The sequence below is a fragment of the Streptomyces sp. NPDC006512 genome (assembly GCF_040611935.1).
In the GTDB taxonomy this organism is placed as follows: Bacteria; Actinomycetota; Actinomycetes; order Streptomycetales; family Streptomycetaceae; genus Streptomyces.
Window position 1 is genome coordinate 1 of sequence record NZ_JBEXPG010000142.1, and the last position, 1,775, is coordinate 1,775.

The 1,775-nt window shown below is 72.1% G+C and carries 2 protein-coding genes; both read right to left on the minus strand.

Annotated features, from left to right (window positions below):
- Positions 1–692: homocysteine S-methyltransferase family protein (locus ABZZ17_RS39990; protein ID WP_356884304.1), on the minus strand; the 692-nt coding region annotated here is incomplete at its 3' end.
- Positions 689–1,672, minus strand: coding sequence for a carbohydrate kinase family protein (locus tag ABZZ17_RS39995; RefSeq protein ID WP_356884306.1), 984 nt, complete (start codon positions 1,670–1,672; stop codon positions 689–691). The genes ABZZ17_RS39995 and ABZZ17_RS39990, both read right to left, overlap by 4 nt.
- Positions 1,673–1,775: the final 103 nt, after the last annotated feature.

The following is a 1,775-nucleotide window of genomic DNA, read 5'->3' on the forward strand; positions in this document are numbered from 1 at the left end:
TCGGCCGGACCGGTCGCGCAGTTCAGGCCGATCATGTCGATGCCGAGCGGCTCCAACGCCGTCAGCGCCGCACCGATCTCCGAACCGAGCAGCATCGCACCGGCCGCTTCCACGGTCACCTGGACGATCAGCGGCAGGTCTGCCGCCCCGCACCGGTCCAGCGCGCGGCGGGCGCCGATGACGGCGGCCTTCGTCTGGAGGAGGTCCTGGGACGTCTCCACGAGCAGTGCGTCCGCGCCGCCCCGGACCAGGCCTTCGGCGTTCTGCTGGTATGCCTCGCGGAGGGGCTCGTACTCCACGTGTCCGAGGGTCGGCAGCTTGGTGCCGGGGCCCATCGAGCCCAGCACCCAGCGGGGGCGGCCGTCCTGTGCCGTGAAGCCGTCAGCCGAGGCCCGGGCGATCCGGGCGCCCGCCTCGGACAGCTCGTAGACCCGTTCCTCCACCCCGTACTCGGCGAGGGCGGCCAGGTTGGTGCCGAAGGTGTTGGTCTCGACGCAGTCCACGCCGACGGCGAAGTACGCGTCGTGCACGGACCGCACGATGTCGGGGCGGGTGACGTTGAGGATCTCGTTGCAGCCCTCCAGCCCGAGGAAGTCGTCCATCGTCGGGTCGGCGGCCTGGAGCATGGTGCCCATCGCCCCGTCCGCGACCACCACGCGGGTGGCGAGTTCCTCCCGCAGCGAGCGTGTCATTCCAGCCCCCTCAGATGTGCGGACAGTTCCGTCTCGCTCGCCGGGCCGTAGGCGGAGCGGAGCCGGGCCAGCAGTGGCTCCCGGGACAGGTGGTACTCCTGGGTGCCGGCGTGGTCGAGTACGGTCGCCGCTACCGCGCAGCCCAGCTGGGCCGCGTACCGCTCGGGTACGCCCCAGGCCGTCCCGGCCAGGAATCCGGCCCGGAAGGCGTCTCCGACGCCGGTGGGGTCGACGACCTCGGCGACCTCCACCGCCGGGACGCTCAGCGGTGCGCGGTCCACGGCCCGGATCCGTACGCCGGCCTCGCCGTGGGTGGTGACCCAGGAGCCGACCCGCCGGAGGACCTGCTCCTCGGTGAGTCCGGACCGTTCGCAGAGCAGGGCGGACTCGTACTCGTTGGTGAACAGCCGGTGCGCGCCGTCGACCAGTTCCCGTACCTCGGACCGGGTCAGGCGGGCCAGTTGCTGCGAGGGGTCGGAGGCGAACGGAACACCCAGCTCGCGGCAGTTCCGGGTGTGGCGGAGCATGGCCTCGGGGTCGTCCGGTGAGACGAGCACCAGGTCGGGCCGTCCGCAGCGGGCGACGATCTCCCGCAGGTCGATCTCCCGGGCTTCGGCCATGGCGCCCGCGTAGAAGGTGGCGATCTGGTTCTGTTCCCGGTCGGTGGTGCAGACGAAGCGGGCGGTGTGCCGGGTCTCGCTCACGCGCACGGAGTCGGTGTCCACTCCGTGGTCCTTGAGCCACACCCGGTACGGTTCGAAGTCCGCTCCCACCGCGCCCACCAGCAGCGGGCGCAGTCCCAGTACGCCCAGGCCGAACGTGATGTTCGCCGCCACCCCGCCCCGCCGCACATCCAGGCTGTCGGCGAGGAACGACAGGGAGACCCGGTCCAGCCGGTCCGCGAGCAGCTGCTCGGCGAACCGGCCGGGGAAGGTCATCAGATGGTCGGTCGCGATGGATCCCGTGACAGCGATGCGCATGTCAGGCCCCGGCGGCCGTGCGCAGGGCGTCGACGCGGTCGGTGCGCTCCCAGGTGAAGTCGGGGAGTTCGCGGCCGAAGTGGCCGTAGGCGGCGGTCTGGGC